This is a genomic window from Methylobacterium aquaticum, assembly GCF_001043915.1.
Classification (GTDB): domain Bacteria; phylum Pseudomonadota; class Alphaproteobacteria; order Rhizobiales; family Beijerinckiaceae; genus Methylobacterium; species Methylobacterium aquaticum.
Window position 1 is genome coordinate 1 of the sequence record NZ_LABX01000054.1, and the last position, 23,650, is coordinate 23,650.

22 protein-coding genes and 1 pseudogene are annotated in these 23,650 nt (G+C 69.1%); 14 read left to right on the top strand and 9 right to left on the bottom strand.

Annotation, left to right across the window (positions count from 1 at the left end; all coding sequences use genetic code 11):
- From VP06_RS07495 to VP06_RS07505, 3 genes are all read left to right on the top strand, one after another.
- Positions 1-269 (top strand): molybdenum cofactor biosynthesis protein MoaE (locus VP06_RS07495; RefSeq protein ID WP_048463208.1); only part of this gene is annotated, 269 nt, incomplete at its 5' end.
- Positions 270-345: 76 nt separating this feature from the next.
- Complete coding sequence (locus tag VP06_RS07500; protein ID WP_048463209.1) at positions 346-747, top strand: hypothetical protein; 402 nt, start codon at positions 346-348, stop codon at positions 745-747.
- A 93-nt stretch (positions 748-840) separates the two neighbouring features.
- Positions 841-1,980, top strand: a complete 1,140-nt coding sequence (locus tag VP06_RS07505; protein ID WP_048463210.1) for an AI-2E family transporter — start codon at positions 841-843, stop codon at positions 1,978-1,980.
- A 131-nt stretch (positions 1,981-2,111) separates the two neighbouring features.
- Here VP06_RS07505 and gshB read toward each other — a convergent pair whose 3' ends face one another.
- Positions 2,112-3,068, bottom strand: coding sequence for a glutathione synthase (gshB, locus tag VP06_RS07510; RefSeq protein WP_048463211.1), 957 nt, complete (start codon positions 3,066-3,068; stop codon positions 2,112-2,114).
- A 473-nt stretch (positions 3,069-3,541) separates the two neighbouring features.
- Here gshB and VP06_RS07515 point away from each other — a divergent pair, with 473 nt between their 5' ends.
- The 7 genes from VP06_RS07515 (at position 3,542) to VP06_RS07545 (ending at position 10,782) form a co-directional block, all read left to right on the top strand.
- The gene (locus VP06_RS07515; RefSeq protein ID WP_048463212.1) at positions 3,542-4,819 is read left to right on the top strand and encodes an O-acetylhomoserine aminocarboxypropyltransferase; all 1,278 of its coding nucleotides are present in this window, start codon (positions 3,542-3,544) and stop codon (positions 4,817-4,819) included.
- Positions 4,820-5,277: 458 nt separating this feature from the next.
- Entirely contained in the window at positions 5,278-5,712 is a 435-nt protein-coding gene (locus VP06_RS07520; protein WP_082167251.1) for a response regulator, read from the top strand.
- Positions 5,713-5,813: 101 nt separating this feature from the next.
- Positions 5,814-7,103 carry an O-acetylhomoserine aminocarboxypropyltransferase/cysteine synthase family protein gene (locus VP06_RS07525; protein ID WP_048463214.1) on the top strand — a complete coding sequence of 430 codons (1,290 nt, stop codon included), beginning with the start codon at positions 5,814-5,816 and terminating at the stop codon, positions 7,101-7,103.
- Between the two features lie 216 nt (positions 7,104-7,319).
- Positions 7,320-7,877 (top strand): single-stranded DNA-binding protein, encoded by a 558-nt coding sequence (gene ssb, locus VP06_RS07530; protein WP_048463215.1) that lies wholly within the window; start codon positions 7,320-7,322, stop codon positions 7,875-7,877.
- Positions 7,878-8,510: 633 nt separating this feature from the next.
- Complete coding sequence (locus VP06_RS07535) at positions 8,511-9,761, top strand: TadE/TadG family type IV pilus assembly protein (protein WP_156295489.1); 1,251 nt, start codon at positions 8,511-8,513, stop codon at positions 9,759-9,761.
- Positions 9,762-9,808: 47 nt separating this feature from the next.
- Positions 9,809-10,240, top strand: a complete 432-nt coding sequence (locus VP06_RS07540; protein ID WP_048463217.1) for a TadE family protein — start codon at positions 9,809-9,811, stop codon at positions 10,238-10,240.
- 17 nt (positions 10,241-10,257) lie between these two features.
- Positions 10,258-10,782: a TadE/TadG family type IV pilus assembly protein gene (locus VP06_RS07545; protein WP_048463218.1), complete on the top strand. Its 525-nt coding sequence runs from the start codon at positions 10,258-10,260 to the stop codon at positions 10,780-10,782.
- A 54-nt stretch (positions 10,783-10,836) separates the two neighbouring features.
- Here the strand turns inward: VP06_RS07545 and VP06_RS07550 are convergent, their stop codons facing one another.
- Positions 10,837-13,011, bottom strand: coding sequence for a malate synthase G (locus VP06_RS07550; RefSeq protein ID WP_048463219.1), 2,175 nt, complete (start codon positions 13,009-13,011; stop codon positions 10,837-10,839).
- 581 nt (positions 13,012-13,592) lie between these two features.
- Between VP06_RS07550 and VP06_RS36045 the strand changes: the two are divergent.
- Positions 13,593-13,733: pseudogene (locus VP06_RS36045) on the top strand (IS256 family transposase); the annotation flags it as partial.
- A 107-nt stretch (positions 13,734-13,840) separates the two neighbouring features.
- Here the strand turns inward: VP06_RS36045 and rplT are convergent.
- On the bottom strand, positions 13,841-14,218 hold the full coding sequence (gene rplT, locus VP06_RS07560; RefSeq protein WP_048463221.1) for a 50S ribosomal protein L20: 378 nt from the start codon (positions 14,216-14,218) through the stop codon (positions 13,841-13,843).
- Positions 14,219-14,281: 63 nt separating this feature from the next.
- On the bottom strand, positions 14,282-14,485 hold the full coding sequence (gene rpmI / locus VP06_RS07565; protein ID WP_007561407.1) for a 50S ribosomal protein L35: 204 nt from the start codon (positions 14,483-14,485) through the stop codon (positions 14,282-14,284).
- A 349-nt stretch (positions 14,486-14,834) separates the two neighbouring features.
- Here rpmI and VP06_RS07570 point away from each other — a divergent pair, with 349 nt between their 5' ends.
- Both VP06_RS07570 and VP06_RS07575 read left to right on the top strand, forming a co-directional pair.
- On the top strand, positions 14,835-15,965 hold the full coding sequence (locus VP06_RS07570) for a glycosyltransferase family 4 protein (RefSeq protein WP_048463222.1): 1,131 nt from the start codon (positions 14,835-14,837) through the stop codon (positions 15,963-15,965).
- 493 nt (positions 15,966-16,458) lie between these two features.
- The gene (locus tag VP06_RS07575; protein ID WP_082167247.1) at positions 16,459-18,723 is read left to right on the top strand and encodes an amylo-alpha-1,6-glucosidase; all 2,265 of its coding nucleotides are present in this window, start codon (positions 16,459-16,461) and stop codon (positions 18,721-18,723) included.
- Positions 18,724-18,875: 152 nt separating this feature from the next.
- On the opposite strand, the gene infC is transcribed toward VP06_RS07575, so the two are convergent.
- Entirely contained in the window at positions 18,876-19,397 is a 522-nt protein-coding gene (infC, locus tag VP06_RS07580) for a translation initiation factor IF-3 (protein WP_063928361.1), read from the bottom strand.
- 278 nt (positions 19,398-19,675) lie between these two features.
- The gene (locus VP06_RS07585; protein ID WP_082167248.1) at positions 19,676-20,908 is read right to left on the bottom strand and encodes a glycosyltransferase family 4 protein; all 1,233 of its coding nucleotides are present in this window, start codon (positions 20,906-20,908) and stop codon (positions 19,676-19,678) included.
- A 266-nt stretch (positions 20,909-21,174) separates the two neighbouring features.
- Between VP06_RS07585 and VP06_RS07590 the strand changes: the two genes are divergently transcribed.
- A complete protein-coding gene (locus VP06_RS07590) occupies positions 21,175-21,948 on the top strand; it encodes an alpha/beta hydrolase (protein WP_048463224.1) in 774 nt (257 codons plus the stop codon).
- A gap of 61 nt (positions 21,949-22,009) precedes the next feature.
- Here VP06_RS07590 and VP06_RS07595 read toward each other — a convergent pair whose 3' ends face one another.
- From VP06_RS07595 to VP06_RS07605, 3 genes are all read right to left on the bottom strand, one after another.
- The gene (locus VP06_RS07595; protein ID WP_048463225.1) at positions 22,010-22,261 is read right to left on the bottom strand and encodes a BQ00720 family protein; all 252 of its coding nucleotides are present in this window, start codon (positions 22,259-22,261) and stop codon (positions 22,010-22,012) included.
- A 90-nt stretch (positions 22,262-22,351) separates the two neighbouring features.
- Complete coding sequence (locus VP06_RS07600; RefSeq protein ID WP_048463249.1) at positions 22,352-22,786, bottom strand: Hsp20 family protein; 435 nt, start codon at positions 22,784-22,786, stop codon at positions 22,352-22,354.
- 196 nt (positions 22,787-22,982) lie between these two features.
- Positions 22,983-23,636, bottom strand: coding sequence for a DUF2939 domain-containing protein (locus VP06_RS07605; RefSeq protein WP_048463226.1), 654 nt, complete (start codon positions 23,634-23,636; stop codon positions 22,983-22,985).
- Between the last annotated feature and the right edge of the window lie 14 nt (positions 23,637-23,650).

A 23,650-nucleotide genomic window follows, 5' to 3' on the forward strand; every position in this document is an offset into this window, starting at 1 on the left:
GCCGCGTGCTGGCCGAGGCCGCAGGGCGCTGGCCGCTCCAGGGGGCCGTCGCGATCCACCGCCACGGCCTGATCCGCCCGGGCGAGGGCATCGTCCTGGTGCTCGCCGCCTCCGCCCACCGCAGCGCCGCCTTCGAGGCGGCAAGCTTCCTGATGGACTACCTCAAGACCCGCGCGCCGTTCTGGAAGCGCGAGCACCACACCGACGGGACCCTCGGCGGCTGGGTCGAGGCGATGGAGCACGATGCGGCGGCGGCGGCGCGGTGGTGAGGTGTGAAGCGGGGATACCGAGAATTCGAGCGATCGGGCTGAGGAAACGCTGACGAGCCTGCGGCAGGATCGCGCCATGCCCCGCGATCACAGCTCCCCCGACCCCTTGCCGTTCGACCCGCTGAGCGCGCGTAGTCTCTCGATGGCCTGCGCGCTCATCGGGCTCGTCACCCTCCTCCTCTCCGAGCGGCCGACGCCCGGGGGGGTGATCCTCGCCTGGGCCGGCCTCATCGGCTGGGTTCTGCTGCGCCTCTTCGGCGGCCGGCCGGCGCGGCCGGCACGCCCGAAGACTCGGCCGCGGCCCGAGCCCGTCGTCGAGGTGGTCGAGGTGTCGGATTGGGCGCCCCGGCGCCCGGCCCCGATCCTGGCCCTCCCCAAGCCGATCCTGACGCCTCCGCCGGAGGGAAGCGCGGGCTGGCAGACCTCCGCCCATCCCGCCGTGCTCGCCGGCGTGCGGCGCCGGCGCGAGCAGGGGTGAGGGAAATCAGGATACCGGGTCGCCGAACCGCCGGTCTCGGCTATCTGTCCTGCACGGCGGCGTGAGGCGCCGCCGGCGGAGACATCACCGGACATGCCTGTCATCCCCTCCAAGGACACCGCCCGACTCGACGGGGCGAGCCCTCGCTCCCTCGTCCTCGCCGGGATCGGGGTGGTGTCCTTCACGGCCGTCCTGTTGCTGGCCTGGCACTCGGCCGACACGCTGCTGCTCATCTTCGCCGGCATCCTCTGCGCGGTCTTCCTCGACGGGCTCACGCATTACCTCGGCCGCGTCGTTCCCCTCGGGCACGGGGCCCGGCTCGCGATCGTGAGCGTGCTGCTGGCGCTCCTGGTGCTCGGCATGGTCGGGCTCGGCGGCGCCACCGTGGCGGGACAGGCCCAGCGCCTGGGCCAGACGCTCCAGCAGCAATCCGGCACGGTGAAATCCTGGCTCGACGCCCGCGGGATCGACACCCGCTTCCTCGATCTCGGCAAGCTCAAGGACGCCGCATCGCCCCCCTCCGGCGACGCGGAGGGGGGGCGGCGGAGCACGCCCATGGCGGGCGGCCTGCCGAGCCCCGGCACGCTCCTGTCGGGCGCCGGCAGCGTGCTCGGCCAAGCCTCGACGGTGGCTTTGGCGGTGTTCGGCGCCATCGGCAACGTGTTCATCGTGGTGGTGCTCGGCCTGTTCGTGGCGGCCGATCCGCGGACCTACCGCGACGGGCTCCTGCGCTTCGTGCCCTCGCGCCACCGCACCCATGCGGCCTCGGTCGCCGACGACATCGGCATCACCTTGCGCCACTGGCTGTTCGGCCAGCTCGTCGTCATGGCGGCGATCTTCGTCTGCGTCTGGCTGGGCTTAAGCCTCGTCGGCATCGACGGCTCCCTGGTGCTGGGGCTCCAGGCCGGCCTGCTCTGCTTCATCCCGACCATCGGGGCCCTGGTCGCCGGCATCATCATCGTGCTGGCCTCCCTCGCCTCGGGGCTGAAGGGGGTGATTGCCGGCCTGTGCGTCTACCTGCTGGTGCAGACGCTGGAGAGCTACGTGCTGACGCCCTTCGTGCAGAAGCGGGCCCTCGACATCCCGCCCGCCACGCTGTTCGCCGGCCAGATCCTGCTCGGCGTGCTGTTCGGCCTGTGGGGCGTCGCCCTGGCCCTGCCCCTGATGGCGGTCGCCAAGGTGCTGCTCGACCGGCTCTACCTCCAGGACACGCTGGGGGAGGGTGTGGGCTGACGCGCTCTCCCAACGCGATGCCGCGCCGTCAGGGCGAAAAGACGAAGCGCGAGCCTCGCCTCTCCCCGCGGGCGGGGAGAGCAGAAACCAACGCCTCTTCTCTCTGTCGAAAAGCCCTGTCCGCGACGGTTCTACGCGCTCTGCGGCTTCGTCACCTTGGCCTCGATCGCGTCCCAGACCGCGACCGCGAGGTCGGGGCCGCCGAGGCGCTTGATCGCCCGGATGCCGGTCGGCGAGGTGACGTTGATCTCGGTCAGGTTGCCGTCGATCACGTCGATGCCCACCAGGATCAGGCCCCGGCGGCGCAGCTCCGGGCCGATCGCGGCGCAGATCTCCCGCTCGCGCGGCGTCAGCGCGGTGGCGCCGCCGGTGCCGCCCCGCACCATGTTGGAGCGGATGTCGTTGGCCGCCGGGACCCGGTTGACGGCGCCCAGCGGCTCGCCGTCGACCAGGATGATGCGCTTGTCGCCCTCGGTGATGCGCGGCAGGAAGCGCTGCACCACCCAGGGCTCCCGGAAGGTGACCGAGAACAGGTCGAACATCGAGCCGAAATTCGGGTCGTCGGGCAGGACCCGCAGCACCGCGGCGCCGCCATGGCCGTGCAGCGGCTTCATCACCACGGCGCCGTGCTCGGCCCGGAACGCCTCGATCTCCTGCTTGTCACGGGTGATCAGGGTCGGGGGCATCAGCTCCGGATAGGCGGTGACGAACAGCTTCTCGGGAGCGTTGCGCACCTCGAAGGGGTTGTTCACCACCAGCGTGTGCGGGTGGATGCGCTCCAGGAGGTGCGTCGCCGTGATGTAGGCGAGGTCGAAGGGCGGGTCCTGGCGCATCAGCACCACGTCGACCGTCGCCAGATCGATCCGCTCCGGGGCGCCGAGGGCCGCATGATCGCCCTCGACATCCTGCACCCGCAGGGGCTCGACCCGGGCGGTGACGCGCCCGTCGCGCATCGAGAGGCGATCGGGGGTGTAGTGCAGCAGCGTGTGGCCGCGGCTCTGCGCCTCCAGCAGCAGGGCGAAGGTGGTGTCGCCGGCGATGCGGATCGCCTGGATCGGGTCCATCTGGACCGCGACGGTGAGGGCCATGTCGGGGATATCTCCGGTCGCCCGGGTTATCGGGCGGCCCGGGCCCGATGGCAACGGCCGTCGCCGAAGGGAGGCCCCGCGCGGCGATCGCGGCGGGGCCCCAAGTCGGGGAGGAAACGCCCATGAGCGTCGAAACAGGCAATGCAGGTCTCGTGCCAGAACCAGGACCAAGACGGCTCCTCGCAGGGTCATTCGACGCCGGGCCGATCGCCATGCCGATCGCCCGCACCCGCCCATCCGGCGACAGCGCGGCGGCGCAGGCCAGTTGTCGCCGTCCGCCTGTCCTCCGGAGGGAGGAGATCGATCTTGTCGGATCCGCCGGATTTGTAGACGTTGCTTCTCCATGCAGGCACAGAGCGACCGCAGGGAAGCGAATAGTCCGGCTTTATTGAGCCGGCCGGCTTGCCGGAGCGCTTGACCCTCAGGCCCCGCGGGTCCTAAGCACATCGGCCAAACCGACGCCCGAGGACGCCATGACCGACCGCCAGCCCGGCTTCAACACCCTCGCGATCCATGCCGGCGCGGCGCCGGACGCCGCCACCGGCGCCCGGGCGACGCCGATCTACCAGACCACCTCGTTCGTGTTCGACGACGTGGACCATGCCGCCTCGCTGTTCGGGCTCCAGGCATTCGGCAACATCTACAGCCGCATCACCAACCCGACCAACGCGGTGCTGGAGGAGCGCATCGCCGCGCTCGAAGGCGGCACCGCCGCGGTCGCGGTGGCCTCCGGCCACGCCGCCGAGTTCCTGGTGATGCACGCCCTGATGCAGCCGGGCGACGAGTTCATCGCCGCCAACAAGCTGTACGGCGGCTCGATCAACCAGTTCAACCATTCCTACAAGAACTTCGGCTGGACCGTCGTCTGGGCCGATACCGACGATCCGGCCTCGTTCGAGGCGGCGATCACGCCGCGCACCAAAGCGATCTTCATCGAGTCGATCGCCAATCCGGGCGGCGTCATCACCGACATCGCGGCGATCGCGGCCGTCGCCAAGCGCCACAACATCCCGCTCGTCGTCGACAACACCATGGCGACGCCGTACCTGATCCGGCCCTTCGAGCACGGCGCCGACATCGTGGTCCACTCGGCCACCAAGTTCCTCGGCGGGCACGGCAACTCGATCGCCGGCCTGATCGTCGACGGCGGCTCGTTCACCTGGGCGGGCGACGCCCGCTACCCGATGCTGTCGCAGCCGCGGCCGGAATATGCCGGCATGGTCCTCTCCGAGACCTTCGGCAATTTCGGCTTCGCCATCGCCGTGCGGGTGCTGGGCCTGCGCGATCTCGGGCCGGCGCTCTCGCCGTTCAACGCCTTCCTGATCATCAACGGCATCGAGACCCTGCCGCTGCGCATGCAGCGCCATTCCGACAACGCCAAGACCGTGGCCGAGCACCTGAGCCGCCATCCGGCGGTGGCCTGGGTGAGCTATCCGGGCCTCGAGACCGACCGTTACCACCAGCTGCACAAGCGCTACTGCCCGCACGGCGCCGGCGCGGTGTTCACCTTCGGCCTCAAGGGCGGCTACGAGGCCGGCGTGGCCCTGGTCTCGAACCTGAAGCTCTTCTCGCACCTGGCCAATATCGGCGACACCCGCTCGCTGGTGATCCATCCGGCCTCGACCACCCATCGCCAGCTCACCGACGAGCAGAAGACCCGGGCCGGCGCCGGCCCGGAGGTGGTGCGCCTCTCCATCGGCATCGAGGATGCGCGCGACCTGATCGCCGATCTCGATCAGGCGCTAGCCTGAGCCGCAGGCGGTCGCCCGGCCGCGACGATCGCGCGCGGCCGGGCACCCTGGAGGATTGGACGGACGGACTCGTTCGCAACCCGAGCCGCCGTGTCTGCCGCCCCGGTGGACAGGTGGCACCGGGGGTTTCGGCACCGGGCAGGCCGACCCGGCCGGGACGCAGGTCTCGCGGGCAGGTCTCGGGGCCGGTGCGGGGTCGCCCAGGATGCCACGGCGCCTTCCGCCGGACACGCCGTCTCCGGCAGGACAGCGTCGCGCGCTCGGGAGAGGCTCGGCCCGTCGTCGGCGAGGCGGGGTGGAATGGGCGGGATGGACCGGTCTTCGAAAGGGATCGGCGCGACGGGGTCCCGCAGCGGGGCGCCCTGCCGCAGGGCTGCCGCGGCGCGTCCGGCCACGCTTGACCCCCGGGATGCGGACCCATAGGCAGCAACCTTTCGCCCTCCCCCGCATTGGCCGCGATGACATCTGATCCGGACCGAACGCCCCACGACCCGCAGCCGGAGGGGCCAGCCCCCGCCTGCGACGGGGGCCCCGTGGTGCTCCTCGTCGAAGATGACGGGCTTCTGCTGATGGAGGCCGCCGACACCCTGTCGGAAGCCGGCTTCACCGTGCTCGAAGCCCCCCATGCCGATCAGGCGCTCAAGGTGCTGGAGAGCCGCCCCGACGTCGAGGTGCTGATGACCGACGTCGACATGCCGCTCGGCTCGATGAACGGCTTTGCCCTCGCCCGTCTGGTGTCGCGGCGCTGGCCGCGCATCCCGGTCCTGGTGGTCTCCGGCATGGGAAGCCCCGGACCGCACGATCTGCCGCCGGGCGCCCGCTTCATCCCGAAGCCCTACGCGCCGTCCGCCCTGGTGCGGACGTTGCACGCCACCGTGCGCCGCGCCGCCTGATCCCGCGGGGTGCCTTCGCGAAACCCGACACCCGCGTGGCACAGCCCTCGCGCGGATGTCGCATGAGACTCCCCGGACTTCAGACTCCCCGGACTTCCCCGATGACCGATCCGACCAAGCTCCACTTCGCCACCCGGGCGGTCCATGCCGGCACCGCCCCCGATCCGGCCACCGGCGCCCGGGCGCAGCCGATCTACTTCACCAACGGCTTCGTGTTCGAGTCGAACGAGCAGGCGGCCGACATCTTCGCCATGCGGGCGACGGGCTTCTCGTATTCCCGCGGCTCGAACCCGACCGTGGCGGCGCTCGAGCGCCGCGTCGCCGCGCTGGAGGGCGCCAAGGCCGCCGTGGCGGTGGCGTCCGGCCAGTCGGCGATGCTGCTGGTGCTGATGACCCTGATGCGCTCGGGCGACGCCTATGTCGCCTCCTCGCGGCTGTTCGGCGGCTCGCTCGGCCTGATGCGCCGGCTGGAGGGCCGCTACGACCTCGTGCCGCAATTCAGCCGCGGCCTGACGCCGGAGGATTTCGAGGCGGCGATCACGGACAAGACCCGGGCGATCGTCTGCGAATCGATCGTCAATCCCTGCGGCACGGTGATCGACCTCGAAGGCGTCGCCGCGGTGGCGCACAGGCACGGCCTGCCGCTCATCGTCGACAACACGCTCGCCTCCCCGGCTCTGATCCGGCCGATCGAGCACGGCGCCGACATCGTGGTCCACTCGACCTCGAAGTTCCTGTCGGGCTCCGGCACGGTGATCGGCGGCCTCGTCTGCGACGGCGGCCGCTTCGACTGGCCCGCATCGGGCCGCTACAACCTGATCACCGAGCCCTGGCCCGACTATGACGGGCTCGTCGTCTCGGAGCGCTTCCCCGAGACCGCCTTCGCGGTCGCCTGCCGGCTGTTCGGCCTGCGCGACCTCGGCCCCGGCCTGTCGCCGATGAACGCCTTCCTGACGCTCACCGGCACCGAGACCCTGCCGCTGCGCATGGAGCGCCATTGCGCCAACGCGCGTGCCGTCGCGGCCTTCCTCAAGGATCACCCGAAGGTGGCGTGGGTGAGCTATCCGTCCCTGCCCGGCCAGCCCGGCGAGGCGATGGCGAACCGCTACGCGCCGATGGGCGCCGGCGCGATCTTCACCGTCGGCTTCAAGGGCGGCGAGAAGGCGGCGCAAGCCTTCATCACCGGGCTCGGCCTGATCTCGCACCTCGTCAATATCGGCGAGATCAAGTCCCTGGCGATCCATCCGGCGACGACCACCCACCGCCAGCTTCCCGCCGCCGACAAGGACGCGGCCCGGGTCGGCCCCGACACCGTGCGCCTCTCGATCGGCCTCGAATCGGTCGAGGACCTGATCGCCGACGTGGCGCAGTCCCTCGACGCCCTCGACTGACCCCCGCGGCGCCCGGATCATCGCCGGACGCCGCTTGCCTCATGCTCCGAACAAATGTAGAACAATCTCCGGCCTCCGGCCTGTGTGCAGCGGGCAAAACGGCGTCCCTGCCCTTGCCGGCCCCGGCCTGTTTGGCCCAACTCGCGGACCCGAAGCGGTGGTCCGCGGCGTCGGCCGGGCATGCGCCCGAGTGAGATGGAACGAGAGGAGAGCGGGATGGCGGGCAGCGTGAACAAGGTGATCCTGGTGGGCAATCTCGGGCGCGACCCCGAGACCCGCCGGCTGGCCTCCGGCGATCCGGTGGTGAACCTGCGCCTGGCCACGTCGGAGTCCTGGAAGGACAAGGCGACCGGCGAGCGCAAGGAAAAGACCGAGTGGCACTCGGTCGTGATCTACAACGAGAACCTCGCCCGCGTCGCCGAGCAATACCTGCGCAAGGGCTCGAAGGTCTATGTCGAGGGCCAGCTCCAGACCCGCAAGTGGCAGGACCAGTCCGGCGTCGAGAAATACACGACCGAGATCGTGCTCCAGCGCTTCCGCGGCGAACTGACGATCCTCGACGGCCGTGGCGGCGGGGCCGAGGGCGGCATGAGCGAGATGGGCGGCGACGACATGGGCGGCGGCCAGATCAGCCGCGGCGGGGATTACGGCGGCGGCGGCGGGCGCAGCAGCGGCGGACGCGCGGCCGGCGGTGGCGAGCGGCGCCCGGCGCCGTCGTCGAGCGGCGGCAACCAGAAGCGCTACGACGACCTCGACGACGATATCCCGTTCTAGGCGGATCGGCGTCGGCGGGCCGACGCAAGTCCGCTTAAATTGTTGTTTTGTGGCTGGTTTTGGTCGAAGAATTTGTGGAACGCCGGTTACCGGCGAGCAGCGCCCGGTCACGACGTGACCGGGCGTATCGTTGTCTGCGGGCGGGATGTGCAGCGAACGGTGACACGGCGCCGGCCCAGCGCGACCGGTTCCACGGAAGCCGTCGGCCCACGATGCTGACGCATCGATTCGATCTCGGACAGGCCCGAGATCGACCGGGCCGATGTGCGTTGTCGAATTTTCGATACTGCGCCAAAGGCTTGGCGAGAATGCGAGAGAGGCATCCACGGTGCACGGCAGTGGCGTGACATCCTGCCGGAACGAGGCTCTCCGATCCGCAACCTGCTCCCGAGGGTGAGGGTGGGAAGGAGCTGAACTCCAGACGGGCCGTCCTGTCGTGGACCGTGGGAAGAATCAAAAAGTCGTTTTCAACGCCCGTTGGTATGACACACGCGCAGCGCCAGGCGACCGAGGCAACGTGAGAGCAAGCCTGTCGCAACCCAGCCGGAAGTTCTAATGTTGCATTCATGTTTTCCAAAGACTCTGCGGAGAGGATATCGGCGTGCCTGAGCCGAGCCGCTCGCGGAGACAAGGATGCGATTGGATCCCGAGAATCGTCCGAGCTTTCTCGAGGATCGGACCGGCCTGACGACGGTGCTGTTCGGGATCCTGCTGCCGGTCCTCATGGTGGGCATCGGCGGCAGCATCGAGATCACGCGGGCCATCGATTACAGGCAGCGGCTGATCTCCGCGGCGGATCTGACATGCCGGCAGGCCGAAATCTACGTCGAGAGCCAGAGCGGCCTCAGCATGCCGAGCGGCTACGTGGCGACAGTCCAGTCCTATGCCGACAAAAACAGTTCGGAACGGCACCTGTCCGCAACTGCGCAGATCACGGCAACGCCGACCGTCTCTTCGACCGTTCTCACCGTGCCGCCGCTGACGGTTCGTCCCGGCAACGTCCATGTCGTGGCGAATGGCTCGGTCGGTCTGTTCTTCAAGAAATTCCTCAACAAGGACAGCGTCAACTTCAGCGTGGTGCGCGACTGCACGGTGCAGGCGTCGTCCTCGTCCGGCCCGCCGACGATGCTGATGTCCGAATCGTTCGAGGGCTATGCCTCGCAATTGGTCGGCGGCTGGGCCGTGTTCGGCACGATGTCGCAGGCGAACTGCCCCAGCTCGATGTGCCAGGGCAAATCCTGGGGCACGACGAATGCCGGCGTCGAGGTCGACCAGCTCTCGGCGATCACGACGGGCGACGGCGTCCAGTACGGACAATCCTTCGCCGAATTGGATAGCGACTGCAGCAACCAGGTCGGCACGCAGACATCCGCCCAGTCCACCGCCTGCCGCCAGAGCAATAAGACGACCAATTCGTCGATCAACATGAAGTTCAATCTACAAGTCGGTACCTATGAGGTCCGCTACGTCTATACGGCGCGAAAGAACGTCGGAGCCTACCAGTATCCGAACGACACCGTGATCTGCTCGAACCCGAAGGATACCGACGGACTGACCCGCGACAACGATGTCGCGAAGAATGCTGCGGGCGTCAGCACGGTCAGTCTCGATGGTCAGACCAGACGGATCGAACTCTGGGTCGAACCGAAAACGAGCGGATACAAGTCGGACGATCAATCCGTGACCGCAGCGACATCGCCCCAGTACGTGAAGCAATATCTGGCGGACGTCTGCGTCTGGTCGAAGACCTGGATCGAGCGGAGCTACAAATTCGACGTCACCAAGCAGCAAGAATATCGGATATCGTGGCGAGCGGCCGGCCTCGACGACAGCTTCGGCGGGCTGATCGACTATCTGCGCTTCTGCCAGAATGCGTGTCCGTGAGGTCACCCTGGCTCTTGCTCCGAGCGCGCGAGACGGCCGCGGCGAGGATGGTGACGTGCCGGTCGGGAGCGGCAGCCGTCGAATTCGCCCTGATCGCCTTCCCCTTGCTGATGCTCGTGCTCGGGATGCTGCAATTTGCCATTTACTACTACCTGCAACAATCCCTGAGCAATGCGCTGTATGAGACGGCCTCGAACCCCGAACCGGAACTTCTCGTGCAGGACAAGCCGGGATACACCGCCAAGATCTGCGCCAAGATCGCCTTGAGCCAAAGCTGCCTTAATCCGACGACCGGCATCAAGATCGAGGCGATGAAACTCGTGAACGTCCCGACGGCGGCGCTCGCGATCACCGGGACGACGTTCGACACCGGTGCAAGCCAGGATGCGATCCTGCTGCGGGCGACGATGACGGCCCCGCGGATCGTGCCCCTGATCCCGGCCCTGGCCGCGCAGGAATCGGTCGTCTTCCGCCGATAGGGGAGCGAGGGAGAGCGATGCCGGCCCGATTCGACAGGCTCCTGCGCGCCAACCGAGGCACGGCGTCGGTCGAGTTCGCCATGATCAGCAGCGTGCTCCTGCTGATGTTCATCGGCACGCAGGACATCGTGTTCATGGTCAACATGAAACGCGACGTCGACCGGGCCTCCGTGGTGATCGCGCGGGCGATGTCCACTTGCCAGAATTCCAGTTGCATGTCGGACTTCATCGACAGCTATATCACGCGCCGGGCCAATACGCTCGTGCGCTATCAGCGCGCGACGATCGACATGTACATGCTCCAGAAGAGCGGCGGATCGATCAGGGTCTGTTCCGGCACGAAGACCGCGATGACGGATACCGACGTGCTCTCATCCGCCGGGACCATCATGCGTGACGGCGACATCGGCGCCGCCGTCATCATCACCAGCACGTACAGTTCCGTGCTGCCGAACTTCGTCAAGACCTACATCAACCGGTCGGGGGTCACCTACCGCGGCTACGCGATCGACGTCATGACGAATGCCAGCGCAATCTGCTGACCCACGGTTCGACGACCGTGGGCCCGCGGCGACCGGCGCCCTCCCCTCGCCGCCTCAGGCCGGCGCGCCCGCCGCCTTTGCCTCACGGCGCCGGGCGTGCAGCACGTATTCGGTGTAGCCGTTGGGCTGGACGCGGCCCTTGAACACCAAGTCGCAGGCCGCCTGGAAGGCCGGTCCGTCGAAGCCGGGCGCCATCGGGCGGTAGAGCGGGTCGCCGGCATTCTGGCGGTCGACCACTTTCGCCATGCGCTTCATCGTCTCCATCACCTCGGCCTCGGAGACCACGCCGTGGTGCAGCCAGTTGGCGATGTGCTGGGACGAGATCCGCAGGGTCGCACGATCCTCCATCAGCGCCACGTCGTGGATGTCGGGCACCTTGGAACAGCCGACGCCCTGGTCGATCCAGCGCACGACGTAGCCCAAGATGCTCTGGACGTTGTTGTCGATCTCCTGCTGGACGTCGTCGGGGGCGAAGTTCGAGCGGGCGAGCGGGATCTGGAGGATCTCGTCGATGGCCGAGCGCGGCCGGCGCGCCAGCTCCTGCTGGCGGGCCTTCACGTCGGTCTCGTGGTAGTGCAGCGCGTGCAGGGTCGCGGCGGTCGGCGAGGGCACCCAGGCGGTCGAGGCGCCGGCCTTCGGATGGGCGCCCTTCTGCATCAGCATGTCGGCCATGGCGTCGGGGGCCGCCCACATGCCCTTGCCGATCTGCGCCCGGCCGAGCAGGCCGCAGGCGAGGCCGACATCGACGTTGTTCTCCTCGTAGCCCTTGATCCAGGGCGTGCCCTTCATGTCGTTCTTGCGGATGACCGGGCCGGCCTCCATCGCGGTATGGATCTCGTCGCCGGTCCGGTCGAGGAAGCCTGTATTGATGAACACCACCCGCTCCTGCGCCGCCTTGATGCAGGCGGCGAGGTTGACCGTGGTGCGGCGCTCCTCGTCCATGATGCCCATCTTGAGGGTGTTGGGCGTCAAGCCCAGCATCGCCTCGACGCGGGTAAACAGCTCGACCGCGAAGGCGACCTCCTCAGGCCCGTGCATCTTCGGCTTGACGATGTAGACCGAGCCGCGGCGGCTGTTGCGCAGGCCCGAGGTGCCCTTGAGGTCGTGGATCGCGATCATGGCCGTGATGGCGGCGTCCAGGATGCCCTCCGGCACCTCGGCGCCGCTCTCGTCGAGCACCGCGTCGGTGAGCATGTGGTGCCCGACATTGCGCACCAGCATCAGGGAGCGGCCCGGCACCGTGACCTCGCCGTCGCCGGAGGGCGCGGTGTAGGTCCGGTCGGGGTTGAGCGTGCGCGCGAAGCGGCGCCCGTCCTTCTCGACCGGAGCCGAGAGGGTGCCGTTCATCAGGCCGAGCCAGTTGCGATAGACCACGACCTTGTCGTCGGCATCGACGGCCGCGACCGAGTCTTCCAGGTCCATGATGGTCGAGACCGCCGACTCGACCAGCACGTCGGCGACGCCGGAGGCGTCGAAGCGGCCGATCCGGTGGGTGCGGTCGAGCACGATCTCGACGTGCAGGCCGTGATGGCGCAGCAGCAGCGCGGTCGGGAAGCTCGCCTTGCCGCGATAGCCCGCAAAGGCTTCCGGCCGGGCGAGCGGGATGGTGTCGCCGGTATTCATGTTGCCGACGAGCTGGCCGCCCTCGACCGCATAGGTCACCACGTCGGCGTGGCGGCCACCGGCGAGGGGCAGGTTACGGTCGAGGAAGGCGCGGGCGCGGGCCACCACCCGGGCGCCGCGGGTGCGGTTGTAGCCGCCGCCCCGGATCGCGCCGCCCTCCTCCGACACCGCGTCGGTGCCGTAGAGCGCGTCGTAGAGCGAGCCCCAGCGGGCATTGGCGGCGTTCAGCGCGTAGCGGGCATTCGAGGTCGGCACCACGAGCTGCGGGCCGGCGATGGTGGCGATCTCGTCGTCGACGTTGTCGGTGCACACCTGGACCGGGCCGGGATCGGGCAGGAGGTAACCGATCTCGGTGAGGAACGCCTTGTAGGCCGCCTCGTCCACCGGCTTGCCGATCCGCTCGCGGTGCCAGGCGTCGATCCTGGCCTGGAGGGCGTCGCGGGTCGCCAGAAGGGCGCGGTTGCGCGGCGCCAGATCGCGCAGGATGGCGGCCAGGCCGTTCCAGAACGCCTCCGCGCCGATCCCGGTCCCGGGCAGGGCTTCCTCGACCACGAAGTCGTGCAGCACGGCCGCCACCGACATGCCACCCACCGTCTTGCGATCCATGGTCTTTCCTCCCGCCGGCCCCCGCACGGGCCGCGTCGCGGCCCCCCCTTAACAGGGGATGCAGGCGCCAGAAAGTCGGGGTTGCGCAGGGGTGGTGCGGCAATCCCGTCCCGTCCTCGCGTCGGTCGTGTCCCTGGGAGTGGTATCGCTGACGGAAAGCGGAAGAGCCCGCCTGCGCGCCCTCGATAGCGCTGGTGCAGGCGGAAGCTCTCGCGGGGGTGGCCATCGGCGGTGACGGGTGAGGATCGGGTTGCGAGCCACCAACCCCGAACCCGGGAGCCCCCCGACGACCGATGCCGTTTGAGCCTGCGGGCGCTGGCTGAGAAGAGCGCCGATGCGGACATGCTGCCCGAGATGATTCGGCTTTGCCGCGCAGCGTCTGCTGGAACTGGAGGTGGCCGGCCTGACCGGCGCGGCCCACGGCGAGAAGACCCCGGAGCGGCGGCACACCTAAGCAGACTTGCGTTGGCAGGCCAACTCTTCGTCGGCTCAGGTTCTTGTTTTATCGCAGATTTTGCCGCCGAACCGGTGACCGCTTCGGCGAAATCTGCTTAGGTCGTCGGCATCGTCTCCGACGACCATCGGTGTGCCGGCTCGTGGGCGCGATCCTGCTCGAACAGAACGACGAGCGGGCCGTGCCGCGCTGCCGTTCCATGATCCTGGAAAGCATCGCCCCGATCGGCGATGATCCCCTCGTCAGCCTGCCCTCATTCGCAGTCTGATCAGTCCGGCCCTGCCGGTGGTCAGCGTGGTGGACCAACTCCAGCGACACCACGCCCGGGGACATGATCGACGGACCCGTATAGAGTCACGGACCCGTCTAGAAGGCTTACGCCGCCTTGATGAGCTCGGCCGGCAGGACCGACTTGGCCTTCTCGACCACGGCGACGAAAGCCGCCGGCTCGTGGATGGCAAGCTCCGAGAGCGCCTTGCGGTCGACCTGCACGCCGGCCTTGGCCAGGCCGTCGATGAAGCGCGAATAGGTCAGGCCGTGCGGACGGACCGCGGCGTTGATGCGCTGGATCCACAGGGCGCGGAAGTTGCGCTTCTTGTTCTTCCGATCGCGGTAGGCATATTGCATGCCCTTCTCGACCGCCTGCTTGGCGATCCGGATCGTGTTCTTGCGCCGGCCGTAATAGCCCTTGGCGGCCTTGAAAACTTTCTTGTGCTTGGCGTGGCTGGTCACGCCGCGCTTGACGCGGGCCATGGTGATCTCCTGGGAAGTCTACGAAACAGATTCGGAACGAAGCGTCTTCTGCGAAGCCGGTTCTTAGCGGGCGTTCGGCAGGAAGTACTTCTTCACGTTGGCGGCGTCGCCCTCGAACAGGGTGGTCGTGCCGCGCAGGTTGCGGATCTGCTTCGTGGTCCGCTTGATCATGCCGTGGCGCTTGCCGGCCTGGGCGTACATGACCTTGCCGGTCCCGGTGATCTTGAAGCGCTTCTTGGCGCCCGACTTGGTCTTCAGCTTGGGCATTTTGCTCTCCTGACGCGAACTCCACCGGGGATCCGCCACGGGCGGACCCCGACGATCGCACTCGATCGACGGTGTGGAGCGACACGAACCGCCACGGCAGCCCTCACGGCCGGGCGGTTCGGCGAGGGGCGCGCTATAGCAGGGACGAATGCTTCACGCAATCGTCGCATCGTCGGGCACCTCGCCCCTGTGGGAGGCGGGAACGACCGGCCCTTCGCGCTGGCGTTGTGCGCCGCACCGGAACCATAAGCTCGGGTGCGCGGTTTCGTTCATGTCCCGCTCAGGCCCCATCCTGCTTAAGTCCCTCCAACGTGACCCGCCCTCGTTTGGCGTCTCAGGAGATTTGCTCGTGCGCATTGCCCAGGTAGCCCCTCTCGCGGAAGCCGTTCCGCCGAAGTTCTACGGCGGCACCGAGCGTGTCGTCTCCTGGCTCACCGAGGAGCTGGTCCGGCAGGGCCACGACGTCACGCTGTTCGCGAGCGGCGACTCGGAGACGAGCGCCAAGCTGGTCGCCTGCTGCCCCGAGGGCCTGCGGCTCGCCGGCATCCGCGACCACGTCGCCAGCCACCTTGCCATGCTCTATCACCTGCGTCGGCGCGCGGACGAGTTCGACGTCATCCACTTCCACATCGACCTCTTGCAGTACCCGCTGTTCGAGGACCTGAATCACAAATGCGTCACCACCCTGCACGGGCGGCTCGACGTGCCGGACTTCATGCCGGTCTACCGCACCTTCACGGGCATGCCGCTGGTGTCGATCTCCGACCACCAGCGCGGGCCGATGCCCGAGAACGCCAACTGGCTCCAGACCATTCATCACGGCCTGCCGGCGGAGAATTGCCGCTTCTCGGCGAAGCCCAAGGATGGCGGCTACCTCGCCTTCCTGGGCCGCATCTCGCCCGAGAAGCGCCCCGACCGCGCGATCGAGATTGCCAAGGCCGCCGGCGTCAAGCTGAAGATTGCCGCCAAGGTCGACAAGGCCGACCAGGATTACTGGGACGAGGTCATCGAGCCGATGACCCATCACCCGCTGGTCGAGTATATCGGCGAGATCAACGAGGACCAGAAGCACGACTTCCTCGGCAACGCCCTGGCGCTCGCCTTCCCGATCGACTGGCCGGAGCCCTTCGGCCTGGTGATGATCGAGGCGATGTCGGCCGGGACCCCGGTGATCGCGTGGCGCAACGGCTCCGTGCCGGAGGTCATCAAGGACGGCGTGTCGGGCGTCGTGGTCGAGTCGATGGAGGAGGCGATCGCGGCGGTCAAGACCTGCAAGGCGATGAGCCGCGAGGGTGTGCGCCGCTACTTCGAGACCCGCTTCACTGCGAGCGTCATGGCCCGCTCCTACGTCGCCGCCTACGAGTCGCTGCTCGCCGGCGACGCGGACGCGATCAAGATCCCGGGCCTGACCCTCGGCGCCGCCGCGGCCCTCAACGGTGCGACCAACGGCGCGGCGCATCCCGTGCTGCGGGCGGTCTGATCCGTCCCGGCGCACGAGAGAGCGCTTCACGATCGCGTTGCCATCGCGAAGCTTCTCTCGCTGTTTGATTTTGCCGCATTGTCGACGACGAACCGGTATCCACGTCGTCGGACAATGCTCTAAGCAGCCTTGCGTTGGCAGGCCAACGCAAGGCTGCTTAAATTCTTGTTTTGTCGCAGATTTTCGTCGCAAAACCGGCAACCGCTTTTGCGAAATCTGCTTAGCGCCGACGAGGCTCGGTCCCCGCGAGGGGGCCGGGCCTTTCCTTTGCGCGGCGCCTGCCCAAAATCCGAGCTTGCACGCCCGGGAGTTCCCCCTGGCGTCCGCCGCACGATGGCCCACTTTCGCTCTAGCGTGGGCCCTCGACCCGCGAATCGCCGGGGGTCGCGCCACCCGGGCATCCGCCCGGAGCCCCGCAATCTCGCCCCGATCCCCGCGAAACCTCGCCCCGCGACGCCTCGCGGAGCGAAGCCCCAAGGAGTCCACCGTGCCGATGGTCGCGACCGCCCCCGACGACGAGACGCTGCCGCAATATCACATCGAGGCCCAGACCTCGCTGGTCGAGCGCCAGCTGCGCTCGCTCAAGCATGGCGATGCCTTCGCGGTGCTCGATAGCTACGGCGATATCGGCGTCGTCCCGGGGCCCGAGGGGCTGTACTTCCAGGACACACGCTTCCTGTCCCGCCTGGAGCTGACGGTCGAGGGCCAGCGGCCGATGCTGCTCGGCTCGGTGGTGCAGGACGACAACGGCGCCCTCTCGGTCGACATGACGACGCCGGACATCCGGCTCGATGCCGGCGACGAGACCAGCATCCCGCGCGAGATCATCGCGCTGGAGCGGACCAAGTTTCTCTTCCGCGGCACCTGCTACGACCGGATCGGCCTGCGCAACTACGACACCAAGCCCCGCCACCTGCGCGTCTCCCTGACCTTCGACGCCGACTTTCGCGATCTGTTCGAGGTGCGCGGCAGCGACCGGGCGCATCGCGGCAAGCGCCGGGTCGAGGTGACGGGGCCCAACGAGGTGACGTTCACCTATGACGGCCTCGACGCGCGGCGCCGCACCACCCGCCTGCGCTTCGGCCCCAAGCCGGCGCGGCTCGAGGCGAACAAGGCCGAGTTCGCGGTCAGGCTCTCGCCCGGCGGGCGCGCCTCGCTCTTCGTGCGGGCGATCTGCGACACGGTCGATCTCGGCCGCGAGGGCGTGGCCGCGGTCGGCAGCGCCCTGCCCTTCATCCACGCGGCCTATCCGAGCCCGCGCCGCGAAGACGGCCATCCGAAGGGCGAGGGCATGACCTTCGCGCTCGCCTATCGCGATGCGCGGCGCGACCTGCGCAAGGCCACCGCCAACATCACCACGATCGAAAGCTCGAACGACCAGTTCAACGAGGCCGCCTGCCGCTCGACGGCCGACCTCTACATGCTGCTCAGCCGCACGCCGAACGGCATCTACCCCTATGCGGGCATCCCCTGGTACAGCACGGTCTTCGGCCGCGACGGCATCATCACCGCCATGATGACGCTGTGGATCGACCCCGAGATCGCCAAGGGCGTTCTCCGCCACCTCGCGGCGACGCAGGCGACGACGGTCGACCCGGCCGCCGACGCCCAGCCCGGCAAGGTCCTGCACGAGACCCGCAACGGCGAGATGGCGATCCTCGGCGAGGTGCCGTTCAAACTCTATTACGGCACGATCGACGCGACGCCGCTCTTCGTGATGCTGGCCGGACAATATTACGAGCAGACCGGGGATCTCGCGACCATCCGGGCGATCTGGCCCAATCTCCTGGCGGCGCTCACCTGGATCGACGAGTACGGCGACCGGGACAAGGACGGCTTCGTCGAATACGCCCGTGAGACCGAGAAGGGCCTGGCCAACCAGGGCTGGAAGGACAGCCACGATTCGATCTTCCATGCCGACGGCCGGATGGCGCAGGGGCCGATCGCCCTGTGCGAAGTCCAGGGCTACGTCTACGCCGCCAAGAAGGGCGCCGCGAAGCTCGCCGGGCTGATGGGCGATCAGGCATTGTCCGAGCGGCTGAAGGGCGAGGCCGAGCGGCTGCGCAAGGCGTTCGACGAGGCGTTCTTTCTCCCGGAGATCGGCACCTACGCCATCGCGCTCGACGGCGAGAAGCGCCCCTGCGCCGTGCGCTCCTCGAATGCCGGCCACGCGCTGTTCACCGGGATCGCCTATCCGGAGCGGGCCGAGAGCGTCGCCGCGGTGCTGATGTCGAAGGACGGATTCAACGGCTGGGGCGTTCGCACGATTGCGGTCGGCGAGGCGCGCTTCAACCCGATGTCGTACCACAACGGCTCGATCTGGCCGCACGACAACGCGCTGATCGCGCTGGGCCTCGCCCGCTACGGCCTGAAGGCGGACGCGGCGCGGGTGTTCGAGGGCCAGCACGGCGCCTCGCTCTACCAGGAGGGGCGGCGGCTGCCGGAGCTGTTCTGCGGCTTCATCCAGCGCAAGCAGCGCGGCCCGACCAACTATCCGGTGGCGTGCAGCCCGCAAGCTTGGGCGGCGGCGGCGCCCTTCGCATTCCTGGCCGCCTGCCTCGGGCTCGAACTGCGCCACGACCGCAACCGGATCCGCTTCCGCGACCCGATCCTGCCGGCCTTCCTCGACGACGTGCTGATCCGCAACCTGAAGCTCGGCGACAGCCATGTCGATCTGCTGATCCACCGCCACGGCAGCGACGTGACCGTCAACGTGGTGCGCCGGACCGGCGACGCGCAAGTTGTTCTTCTGAAGTAGACTTACTCTTCTGAAGTAGACATGCGATGGGCCGGGACATGTCCCGGCCCTTCGATGCTCCCCGCGCGGGTTGGTGTGAGACGCCCGCGCCCGGAGCGCTCCATGATCCCGTGCCCGCGCTCCCAAAACAGCGCGACGGCGGCACCGTGCCTTTAGCGCGGCGCCAGGATCATGATCATCTGGCGGCCTTCGAGCTGCGGCTCGCTCTCCACCTTGGCGACTTCCTGCGTCTCGGCCTTGACGCGCTCGAGCAGACGCAGACCCAGATCCTGGTGCGCCATCTCGCGGCCGCGGAAGCGCAGGGTCACCTTGACCTTGTCGCCTTCCTCGAAGAACCGCTGCACGGCCTTCATCTTGACTTCGTAATCGTGCTTGTCGATGCCGGGGCGGAGCTTGATCTCCTTGACCTCGACGGTCTTCTGCCGCTTGCGCGCCTCGGCCTGCTTCTTCTGCTCGTTGAAGCGGAAGCGGCCGTAGTCGAGAAGCTTGCAGACCGGAGGCACGGAGTTCGGCGCGATCTCGACCAGGTCGAGGCCCGCCTCTTCGGCGACCTGCAACGCTTCGAAGAAGCCCATGACACCGCGGTTCTGGCCGGTATCGTCGATGAGCTGCACCTCGCGGACGCCGCGGATGTCCCGGTTCGCGCGCGGCCCGTCTTTCTGCGGGGCCGGCATGGCTCTCATAGGTCTGCGAATGGCTTCATTCTCCTCAATCACGTCGTCCGGCGGCGGCCCGCCGACCGCGTCCCCTCCGGACCGGTCCCGAACCACCGCGCGGGCATACTCGGGTGTACGCTAGCACCTTGGCGAGATCGCCCGATTTGTCAACTCACGGATGCGAGACTTGGTTGCGGATTGCTGAAAGAAGGGGCAACCTGATGGTCCGCATGCCGATTTCCTCGCGGCGTGCCGTCCCGGCCTCCGGGTGCGGGCGCTCTCGCCGCGCCTTGCGCTCAGCTCCCCTCCCCCGGGGGCTCCGCCCCCAGCAGCTCGGCATAGACCGTCAGGGTGTCGGCCAGCATCAGATCGAGGGAGAAATGCGCCTCGACGTGGCGCCGGGCGCGGCGCACCAGGGCGTCGCGGGCGCTGGCGCCGAGCTGCAACGCCTCGGCGATCGCGCCGGCCAGCGCCTGCGGGTCCCCGGGCGTGACGCGCCAGCCGGTGCGTTCGTGCGCCGCCACCTCGGGCGGGGCCAGCACCGTCTCCGGCACGGCACCGAGATCCGAGACCACGACCGGCGTGCCGAGAGCCTGGGCCTCGACGGCGGACCGGCCGAACGCCTCGGGCTCGGTCGAGGGCACCGCCACCACCGAGGCCGCCCGGTAGGCCGCCGGCATGTCGCTGCAATGCCCGACGCGCTTCACATGGGCCGCAAGACCGTGGGCGGCGATCAACGCATCGAGTTCGCGCACATACGCGGTCCGTCCCTGCGGATCGCCCGCCAGCACCACCGTGAACTCGGCGAGACCCTGCGCGCGCAGGGCCGCCGCCGCCTCGATCAGCACGCGGTGGCCCTTCCAGGGGGTGAGGCGGGCGGCAAGCAGCACCACCCGCTCGTGCGGGGCGACGCCCCAAGCCCGGCGCAGGGCCTCGACCCGCTGCGGCGCGACCTGGGCGGGCGCGAAGGCGGCGAGATCGGTGCCGCGATGGATCACCCGGACCCTGTCGCCTGCGACCTGCGGGAAGAGACGCCGGATCGCCGCAGCCGTGAAATGCGAGTTGGCGATCACCACGTCGCCGCGGGCCATCACCGAGTTGTAGAGGAGCTTGGCCGGCGAGCGGCCGGCATAGCTGCCGTGATAGGTGGTGACGAAGGGGATGCGCAGCCGCCGCGCCGCTCCCAGGGCGACCCAGGCCGGGGCCCGCGAGCGGGCATGGATCAAGTCGACCCGCTCCGCCCGGCAGATCCGCATCAGGCGCCCGACATGGAGCGCCATGGCGAAGGGGTTCTTGGACCGCGCCGGGAACGGCACCCAGGCGCCGCCCTTGGCCTGCAACTCGCCGACGAGGCGCCCACCCTCGGTGGCGACGAGCGCCCGGGCACCGGCGGCGGCGAGCGCCGCCGCCACGTCGACGGCGGTGCGCTCGGCACCGCCGGCATCCAGCTCCGGGATGATCTGAAGCACGGTGCGGTCCGCCAGCGGGTGGCTCGCGGCCGGGAACGGCGTGGCCTGGCTCGATGGCATGGGACTCCGGGTCAGGGTTCTGATCGCAGCACTCGCGGCATGATGGTGCCTACTCCGCGCAGGGATCGATGAAAGGTTGGCGGGGTGCCGGCCTGATCTCGCATGGGGCCGCCGGCCGCCCCGGTGTAGAAGCCGGCCGTCACGTCCACGGAAGGACGATGCGCCTGGACGATGCTTCAAGGTCGCCCGACCGTATTGCGGATCGGTAAACCTTGGCACCGGCCGCCCGCATCCAGAGTTGCATAGGGAATAACGGGGATAACGTCATGCACGAGCACGGAACCGAGACGCCGCGCCCACCCGCCACGATGCTGCCCGTGGGGAGCCGCCGCCTCGCCACCCTGGTGCGGCCCGGCGCCGGGCCGCCGGTGGTCTGGCTCGGCGGCTTCCGGTCGGACATGCGCGCCACCAAGGCCGAGGCCCTGGATGCCTGGGCGGCGCGGGCGGGCCGCGCCTTCGTGCGCTTCGACTATACGGGCCACGGCGAATCCGACGGCACCTTCGCCGATGGCACGATCTCCGACTGGCTCGCCGATGCGCAGGCGGTCATTGCCGCCCTGGCGCCGCGGCGCCCGATCCTGGTCGGCTCCTCGATGGGCGGCTGGATCGCCTTGCGGGCTGCCGCACGGGTCCGGCCCGCCGGCCTGGTGCTGATCGCACCGGCGACGGATTTCACGGAAGTGCTGATGTGGGAGCAGTTCCCCGAGGAGATCCGCCGGCAGGTGATGCAGGACGGGGTGTGGCAGCGCGAGTCGCAATACTCGCCCGAGCCGACGCCGGTGACCCGCGCCCTGATTGAGGACGGGCGCCGCCATCTCATGCTCGGCGGGCCGATCGATCCGGGTTGCCCGGTGCATATCCTGCAAGGCATGGCGGATCCGGACGTGCCGTGGCCTCACGCCATGGCGCTCGTCGAGCGGCTGCCCGCGACGGGCGTGGTCCTCACCCTCGTCAAGGAGGGGGATCACCGTCTTTCCGGCCCCGCCGATCTCGACCGCCTGGTCGCGGCCGTCGAGGGCATCGCGCCCCGGGAGGGCTGAGCCTCCCTCAAGCTTCCCCCGGAGGGGCTCGGCACCGTCGGCCGAGCCCCGTCGGGCGGGCTCAGTGCACGCTGACCGCCTGGAGGTCTTGCGCCCAGGCATTGGCGAAGGCGGCGTCGCGGCTGTCGGTGAGCAGGATCGGGGCGCCGCTCGCCGAGAGCAGGGCGAACAGATCGAGGCCGGGGGTGAGGTCCGGCGCCTGCGGGAAGAGGCGCTTCACCTCCTCCGAGCGCATGGCGCGGACATAGGCGACGTGGCCCTCGCCGAGGGCCGCGAGCGCGGACGGATCCAGGTTCAGGGTGGTGTCGGACATGATGCGCCCTCCTCTCACAGGCAGCAGGACGAGGATCGGATCGGGCCCCGAAGCGGCCGACCGATCAGTGCAAAAGGGATATGGGAACGATCACCCGGCATCGCGCGCCCCGATGTCGATCCGTCGCACGATGCGCTCCGGTTCGGGCCGGGCGAGGTCGATCGACAGCAGGCCGTTCGACAAGTCGGCGCCCAGAACCTCCATGCCGTCGGCGAGCAGGAAGGCGCGCTGAAACTGCCGGGCGGCGATGCCCCGGTGCAGGAAGGTCCGGCTCTTGTCGTCGGCCTGCCGGCCGCGGACGATGAGCTGGCTCTCCTCCAAGGTCACGTCGAGCTGATCGCGGGTGAAGCCGGCCACCGCCAGGGTGATGCGCAGCCGCTCCGGCTCGCGCTCGGTGCGGGGCAGGCGCTCGATGTTGTAGGGCGGATAGCCGTCATTGGCGGCCTTGGCGACGCGGTCGAGCGCCTGCTCGATCTCGTCGAAGCCCAGCAGGAACGGATGCCCGAACGGCGAAGGACGCGTCATGGTGTCGGCGAAGCCCTGTTGCGGAGGCACTTCGTAGGCTGTCCGGGCCCGCATCCGCAGCGCCCGACGGGGCCGACCGCAACTCCGCCGGCCCGTCCCGGGATATGAGGGGCGCGACGTCCCGCATCAAGGGCAGGGCCCCGCCTCGCGGGGGGCTGTCCGGGGATAGGGATGGCGCGGCTGGGCCGGGGGGCCTTCAGCGCTGCAACGCTCCGGTGAGACGCTGGCTGATGCGCGCCCGGAGCGCACTCGGCAGCTCCAGGTCGACGAGGCGCCAGGTCCAGCCCCGCAGCCGCAGCCGCAGGCGGAAGCGGTTCTCGATCGGCCGGTCGGGCGGGTAGCTCACCACCATGCCGCGGAAGCCCCGCGGCTCGGCCGAGCGGAACAGGGCGAAGAGCTGGCCGAATGTCGAGGCGTTCAGGCCGAGGCCGTCCTTCTTCGAGGCATCCCGGGAGGTGGCCGTCGTGTCGCCGGGCGCGTCCTCGCGGGGGCCGCTCTCCCGGGCGAGGCCGGCACGCACCGGCCAGCCGTCGTCGAGGAGGTCGATCAAGGTCTCGGGCGTGACGAGGGACTCGACGAGCGGCCCGGCCAGCGCTCCGCTCGCCTCGGTCAGGATGGTGCGCTCGCGAAGCGACAGGTCGCGGCGGGCCGCGATGGCGTCGACCGCCGCGGCGTGGGCCTGCCGGGTCAGTGACAGCCGCAGGGTGCGGAAGTTCACCCGCCGCTCCAGGGTCGCCGTGTCGTGCGCCCGCACCGCCTGCGAGATGCGGTAGAGCGCGACATAGGGCGAGGCGCCGTAGCCGAACCACAGGAGCAGGATCGCCAGGCCCGCGAGCCACCAGCGCGTCATCGGGATGTGCGGGC

Bases quoted from the DNA above. Each gene is read 5' to 3' on its own strand.
- VP06_RS07500 (WP_048463209.1), top strand. From the start codon at position 346: ATGCCCCGCGATCACAGCTCCCCCGACCCCTTGCCGTTCGACCCGCTG.
- VP06_RS07505 (WP_048463210.1), top strand. From the start codon at position 841: ATGCCTGTCATCCCCTCCAAGGACACCGCCCGACTCGACGGGGCGAGC.
- gshB (WP_048463211.1), bottom strand. From the start codon at position 3,068: ATGGCCCTCACCGTCGCGGTCCAGATGGACCCGATCCAGGCGATCCGC.
- VP06_RS07515 (WP_048463212.1), top strand. From the start codon at position 3,542: ATGACCGACCGCCAGCCCGGCTTCAACACCCTCGCGATCCATGCCGGC.
- VP06_RS07520 (WP_082167251.1), top strand. From the start codon at position 5,278: ATGACATCTGATCCGGACCGAACGCCCCACGACCCGCAGCCGGAGGGG.
- VP06_RS07525 (WP_048463214.1), top strand. From the start codon at position 5,814: ATGACCGATCCGACCAAGCTCCACTTCGCCACCCGGGCGGTCCATGCC.
- ssb (WP_048463215.1), top strand. From the start codon at position 7,320: ATGGCGGGCAGCGTGAACAAGGTGATCCTGGTGGGCAATCTCGGGCGC.
- VP06_RS07535 (WP_156295489.1), top strand. From the start codon at position 8,511: ATGCGATTGGATCCCGAGAATCGTCCGAGCTTTCTCGAGGATCGGACC.
- VP06_RS07540 (WP_048463217.1), top strand. From the start codon at position 9,809: ATGGTGACGTGCCGGTCGGGAGCGGCAGCCGTCGAATTCGCCCTGATC.
- VP06_RS07545 (WP_048463218.1), top strand. From the start codon at position 10,258: ATGCCGGCCCGATTCGACAGGCTCCTGCGCGCCAACCGAGGCACGGCG.
- VP06_RS07550 (WP_048463219.1), bottom strand. From the start codon at position 13,011: ATGGATCGCAAGACGGTGGGTGGCATGTCGGTGGCGGCCGTGCTGCAC.
- rplT (WP_048463221.1), bottom strand. From the start codon at position 14,218: ATGGCCCGCGTCAAGCGCGGCGTGACCAGCCACGCCAAGCACAAGAAA.
- rpmI (WP_007561407.1), bottom strand. From the start codon at position 14,485: ATGCCCAAGCTGAAGACCAAGTCGGGCGCCAAGAAGCGCTTCAAGATC.
- VP06_RS07575 (WP_082167247.1), top strand. From the start codon at position 16,459: ATGGTCGCGACCGCCCCCGACGACGAGACGCTGCCGCAATATCACATC.
- infC (WP_063928361.1), bottom strand. From the start codon at position 19,397: ATGCCGGCCCCGCAGAAAGACGGGCCGCGCGCGAACCGGGACATCCGC.
- VP06_RS07585 (WP_082167248.1), bottom strand. From the start codon at position 20,908: ATGCCATCGAGCCAGGCCACGCCGTTCCCGGCCGCGAGCCACCCGCTG.
- VP06_RS07590 (WP_048463224.1), top strand. From the start codon at position 21,175: ATGCACGAGCACGGAACCGAGACGCCGCGCCCACCCGCCACGATGCTG.
- VP06_RS07595 (WP_048463225.1), bottom strand. From the start codon at position 22,261: ATGTCCGACACCACCCTGAACCTGGATCCGTCCGCGCTCGCGGCCCTC.
- VP06_RS07600 (WP_048463249.1), bottom strand. From the start codon at position 22,786: ATGACGCGTCCTTCGCCGTTCGGGCATCCGTTCCTGCTGGGCTTCGAC.
- VP06_RS07605 (WP_048463226.1), bottom strand. From the start codon at position 23,636: ATGACGCGCTGGTGGCTCGCGGGCCTGGCGATCCTGCTCCTGTGGTTC.